General features: G+C 65.0%; 6 protein-coding genes. All 6 read left to right on the top strand.

Annotated elements, in window-relative coordinates; translation table 11 throughout:
- Positions 1-380: 380 nt before the first annotated feature.
- The 6 genes from B447_RS21355 to B447_RS21330 all read left to right on the top strand — a co-directional run bounded on the left by B447_RS21355 (position 381) and on the right by B447_RS21330 (position 5,178).
- Entirely contained in the window at positions 381-1,181 is an 801-nt protein-coding gene (locus B447_RS21355; protein WP_004248972.1) for a TIGR04255 family protein, read from the top strand.
- Positions 1,172-1,750: a hypothetical protein gene (locus tag B447_RS21350; protein WP_004248971.1), complete on the top strand. Its 579-nt coding sequence runs from the start codon at positions 1,172-1,174 to the stop codon at positions 1,748-1,750. Before B447_RS21355 ends, B447_RS21350 begins: the two co-directional genes overlap by 10 nt.
- Positions 1,751-1,763: 13 nt before the next feature.
- On the top strand, positions 1,764-2,606 hold the full coding sequence (locus tag B447_RS21345) for a hypothetical protein (RefSeq protein ID WP_051018845.1): 843 nt from the start codon (positions 1,764-1,766) through the stop codon (positions 2,604-2,606).
- A 526-nt stretch (positions 2,607-3,132) separates the two neighbouring features.
- Positions 3,133-3,351: an antitoxin MazE family protein gene (locus B447_RS22410; RefSeq protein ID WP_004248967.1), complete on the top strand. Its 219-nt coding sequence runs from the start codon at positions 3,133-3,135 to the stop codon at positions 3,349-3,351.
- A complete protein-coding gene (locus B447_RS21335) occupies positions 3,348-3,674 on the top strand; it encodes a type II toxin-antitoxin system PemK/MazF family toxin (RefSeq protein ID WP_004248965.1) in 327 nt (108 codons plus the stop codon). Before B447_RS22410 ends, B447_RS21335 begins: the two co-directional genes overlap by 4 nt.
- 580 nt (positions 3,675-4,254) lie before the next feature.
- Positions 4,255-5,178 (top strand): PEP-CTERM sorting domain-containing protein, encoded by a 924-nt coding sequence (locus tag B447_RS21330; RefSeq protein WP_004248963.1) that lies wholly within the window; start codon positions 4,255-4,257, stop codon positions 5,176-5,178.
- Positions 5,179-5,416: the final 238 nt, after the last annotated feature.

The following is a 5,416-nucleotide window of genomic DNA, read 5'->3' as shown; positions in this document are numbered from 1 at the left end:
TTTGCCCCCCCCCAACACCAACCCCCCCCGCCGCGGGTCCCCCGCCCCAGTGGGAGCGGCGCCAGCCGCGAGGGTTTGAAGGCGACATGGCCTATCGCAGCCGCCCCAAAAAGCTCGCGGCTTGCGCCGCTCCTACAGCAAGCCCCCCGCCGCGGGTCTCTTGTGGGAGCGGCGCCAGCCGCGAGGTGTTGAAGGCGACACGGCCTGGGTGGGCTCGATGAAAAGCTCGCGGCTTGCGCCGCTCCTACAGCAAATCCAGGCGCTTGGTCGCACTGTAGAAGCGGCGCCAGCCGCGAGGGGTTGGAAGAACTCTCCCGGCAAATTTGGCCGAAGTGTGTATAGTTTTGTGTATAGAAGCGCTTCGCAGAGGGGAGGGTGACATGGTGCGCGATGGGGGCTATCCGAAGCTTGAACGGCAGCCGCTGACCTTGGTGCTGGCGGAGTTCCGCTTCGGGCGGGTGGCGTTCGAGCCGGCTGCGTTGGTGGCGCTCAAGGAGCGGATGGCGCGACGCTTTACGGACGTGACCGAGGGCGTGGCGCAGCAAGTGCAGCTTGGCGACGCGGGGGTCACGATCATGCCGGCGCCGTATGTGATCTGGCGGGCGCCGGAGGCAGGGGCGGCAGTGCATCTGGAGGTGGATCGGATTGCCTACGCCACGACGATGTACCCGCGCTTCGAGGGGTTTGCGAAAGATTGCCTGGCTGTGGTGGAGGCGTTGGTTGAAACCCTGTGCCCGCCGAGCTTGCATCGGGTGGGGCTGCGCTACAATGACGCCGTCGTACCGATGCCGGATGAATTGCTGGAGCACTATGTCGCGGCGCCCTTGCTGCCGTTTTCGCCCTTGGCCGCCGACGGCGACATGGTCATGCGGCACTTGAGCGAGACGGTGGTGCAGACCACGGCAGGGGCGCTCGTGGTGCGGGCGCTGGCCGGTGTGCACGGGCTGGGCATGATGCCCGACTTGCTGGGGCAGTTCGATCTGCCGCTTAAGGTCGAGGTGCCCAACGATCGGCCCGTCGCGGTGCTGGATTTTGATCACTACTGGGAAGTGGCAGAGGCCGAAGGCGTGCCCTTCGATGTCGATGCCGCGCGCAGTCGGCTCGACCGGCTGCACGAGCCGGCCCGAGAGGCTTTTTGGAAAGTGACGACGGAGTTTGCGAGGACACAGCGATGGAACTGATGCGAAGCGGGTTTGCAGGCGCGCCGCAGGGGTTTCTGGCGTTGGTTGCCGGCGGAGCCGAGCTTGGACGGGCGACTGTCGTCACCCGGCCGAGCGGCGGGGTCGTGATGTGCTTCTTCTCGGACCCATCGGGCGGGGCCGACAGGCTGCGCGTTCTTCCGTCGCTTCCGCGCCCGGACCTGGCGCGTGACCCGGGCCGGACGGGCTTGGGTGTGGCGGCTGATCTTGATCTGATTGCGCGCGTGTTCGGATTGAATACGGCGCAGATCGCCGAGATTTGCGGCCCTGTGACCCGACCGACTGTTTATGCGTGGCGCGATGGTGCGGCACCCCGGCCGGCGAAGCTGGCCCGTATTCACATGCTGCGTCGCGCTGCGCTCGATTGGGAGCGGTCGGGGTTTGGTGTGCCGGGTACGGCGATGACCGCACCGGTGATCTACGAGAAGAGCCTGTTCGACCTGCTGCGTGCCGACCCACTGGATCTGGCCGCGATTCAGTTTGCAGGCGGCCGTCTTGCGATGGAGCGCGAGATGGCGGCCAGGCGCACCTTTGCCGACCCTTTTCGCTGAGGGCCGTTGATCGATGGCGGCGCTTGGGAGGCAGGTTGCGGATAGAGGCTGGCAGCAGGGCAGCGTTTTGCGCTGCGACGACAACGCGTTGCTGGGCGCGCGTTACCTTGAGGGGGAGCCCGCAGGCGATTTGATCGGCCTGGTGGTGAGCCAATCCTGCGATCTGACGCATGAATCGCTTCAGGGCGAGCCGTACGCGGAGATCCTTGTCGGATTGCGGGCCGAGGACGATGCCGCCCTGAAACGACGGGGACACTGCGCTGCCGGGAAACATCCTCGCTGTTTGCACATGCCGATTCGGCAGGAGGGCAACGAGGTCTGGTTTCAGTTCTTGCCGTGGGACCGGCTCTTTGTCGACCGCGCGGTGCTGGCCGACCGCATGCCGGATGATACGCGCGTGGTCCTGCAGGCGGACCTCGACCTGCTGGTCACCTGGTTGGCTCAACGCTATGTGCGTGCTGCCTTTCCGGACGATTTCAACAGCCTTCTCGACGCCACCCGCAGCAAGCAGAAGAAGCTGCACGCCCGTCTTTCGCCCGATGTGTCGGGGCTTTATGCGCGCTTGAATCCTGATCGTGAGCTGCTGGAGGGCGAGCGTTACACGCTGGACCTGCTCGCACTGGTGCCGACATTTCGTGGGGACGCGCTCCCGTCCGTGGGCAAGAGCGTACAGGCGCTGGTTGATCTGATTCGGGCGGCCGGTATCGATGCCCGCGGCAGTGTAAGGCTGGAGGACGAGGTGTCTTATGGCTTCGTGCGCTCCTTCCGGCGTTTTCCTCTTGAACACCTCTCGCTGCGTGGCGACTCGCCCGATCCGATGCCTTTGGAGTTATCGACGGGTGAACGACGCGGGTAGTGTGGCTGCTGGCTGGCGTCAGCTTCAACAAGCCTCGCGGCTTGCGCCGCTCCTACAGCAAACCGAACCGCCGCGGGTCTCTTGTGGGAGCGGCGCCAGCCGCGAGGTGTTGAAGGCGACACGCCCCATCGCCACCGCCCCAAAAGGCTCGCGGCTTGCGCCGCTCCTACAGCAAACCCCCCGCCGCGGGTCTCCCCGGTAGGAGCGGCGCCAGCCGCGAGGGGTTGAAGGCGACACCGCCCATCGCAGCCGCCCGGAAAGGCTCGCAGCTTGCGCCGCGCCTACAGCGAAGCCAGGCGCCGCGGGTGTCCCCCGTAGGAGCGGCGCCAGCCGCGAGGGGTTGAAGGCGACGCGGCCCATCGCAGCCGCCCAGAAAGGCTCGCAGCTTGCGCCGCGCCTACAGCAAACCCAGGCGTTTGATCGCACTGTAGGGGGGCAGACGAAGCGGAAGAAATCGTACGCCAACATCGTTGCATGTAACAATCAAAGGCCGTAAAGTGTTGCATGTAACACAAGAGAGGCCAGCATGGCACACGTCAATTCAAGGGTTCAGAAGCACCGCGACGCCCTTCGCATGGCGGGGTTGCGCCCGGTGCAAATCTGGGTGCCGGATACGCGCCGTCCCGGCTTTGCGGAGGAATGCCGTCGTCAGTCGCGCCTTGCCGCTGAGGCGGACAAAGCCGATGCCGATATGCAGCACTTCATGGATCAAGCCTTGGCCGATCTGGACGGCTGGACGGAATGAGGCGAGGCGATTTTGTCACCATCGCCATGCAAGGCGACTTCGGCAAGCCAAGACCCGCCTTGGTGATCCAGGCTGACCAGTTCGACGAGCACGCCACCGTGACCGTGCTGCCGGTGACGAGTACGCTTGTTGCGGCGCCCTTGTTGCGCATCACGGTTCAGCTGGACGCCGGGAACGGCTTGCAGAAGCCTTCACAGGTCATGGTGGACAAGGCCATGACCGTAAACCGCGATAAGGTGGGGCCAACCTTCGGGCGCATTGATGTCGATGCACTGGTGGAGGTTGAGCGGTCTTTGGCCGTATTCCTTGGTATTGCCAAGTAGCGACGCCTCGGAAAACGGAAGATAAAGCACACTAGGCCCTTGGCATGTCGCTGTGTTGGATATGGTTTGCCGGGCGTCCATCCACCGCAATGCGCGTATCTATGCCGAAAGAGAAGGGACGTCGCTGAACCAGTTGGTGGCGACCGCTCTTGCCGGAAACCCGCAGCGTTGGCGGCCGAGGATTATCTTCAGGCTCGTGCTTGGCGTGCCGATGACGCCGCTTTCGAGGCGGCGCTGATGGCCGTAGCCGACGTACCGGCTGAACCGGGTGACTAGATCGGGTAGGGCTGCACCTGAATTTGCGTAACCCCTCGCGGCTTGCGCCGCTCCTACAGCAAAGCCAGCGCGCATCTCCCCCGTAGGAGCGGCGCCAGCCGCGAGGGGTTGAAGGCGACGGGGCCCATCGCAGCCGCCCGGAAGAGCTCGCGGCTTGCGCCGCTCCTACAGCAGAGCGCTGCCCCCACAGCAAGGCCCCGCCGACCGCGGTTCGACGGGTGCGCCCCGGGAATGTCCTTGACGGTCAAGTGCTTGGTTACTAGATTGAATTTCCGTTGCTCGGTCTCTCTTGTGGAGGTTTCCCGTGAAGCGATTGCAACTGGCGTTGATTGCGACCGTGTTGTCGATGACGAGCATGGTGGCGACGCGGGCTCATGCGGACTGGGTGTCATTGACAATCGCATCTGGCTCGGCGGCAGACATTGCGCCGCAGGCGCTTCCATGGGGTGGTACGTTTGGCACGGCGGCAGGGCTCGGCGCCTTGCTGTATGTACAGTGGGATGATAAAGCGGGCTATGCGAGGTCGGAGATCGGCGGGGGCGAGGACGGATCTGGCATTCGCACCGTTCGCTCGTTCGAGATCGTTGTCGGTCCCGCTGGGGACGTAATCGTAGAGATTGTTGGCGCCCTTGAGTACGGGTTGAACTTCGCGGTGACCGACCCGACGAATCCCGGGCGCTCGCTCGCTTCGAGCATCCATATCGCCCAGCCGCTGGTTACGACCCTTGGGCCGGGTCTTGTCCAGGGGGCGGCGACGTTGAGTGCAGAGGCGCGTGCCCTGTCGGTTGCAAATGGGGATATCGATAGCGAGGTCGTGTTCTCTGCGACGCCCGATGACCCCGTGGCCGCCGTGGCGACGAGCATGGCGACTGGCCCTTCGAGCGGATCGGTGCGTGAGGTGTTCGACGCTTGGCAATTGCTGACCCGCCATCGCGTCTTCATCGGTGATGAGATGGTGTCGTTTGACTCGGCAGGGGCCACATACGATTCCGGTTTCGGCTACGCCCTCGATAACCTGGATTCGACGCTGTTCGATTTTGCTTCCGGTACCGGGTTGCTGACGGGCTTCCAGGAGCACCGCTTTGCGCTCGCGAATCCTGGTGTCTACGCGGTGACGCTCGTCGATGAGTTCTATGGCCTTCTCGAGCATCGTCAGGTTCCAGCCCCCGGAACCCTGCTCCTGGTAGGCCTGGGCCTGCTGGCGTTGCGCTGGCGCCACCCCTCGTAGCGCTCGCGGCTGGCGCCGCTCCTACAGCAGACCCAGCGCGCATCGCTCCCCGTAGGAGCGGCGCGAGCCGCGAGGGGTTGAAGGCGATGGGGCTCGTCGCAGCCGCCCGGAAAGGCTCGCGGCTGGCGCCGCTCCTACAGCAAAGCCAGCGCGTAGTTCTCCCCGTAGGAGCGGCGCGAGCCGCGAGGGGTTGAAGGCGACGCGGCCCATCGCAGCCGCCCGGAAAGGCTCGCGGCTG

This window comes from Thauera sp. 27, assembly GCF_000310125.2.
Taxonomy (GTDB): domain Bacteria; phylum Pseudomonadota; class Gammaproteobacteria; order Burkholderiales; family Rhodocyclaceae; genus Thauera; species Thauera mechernichensis.
Note: the sequence above shows the minus strand (reverse complement) of the source record. Positions and strands in the feature narration are given on the sequence as shown.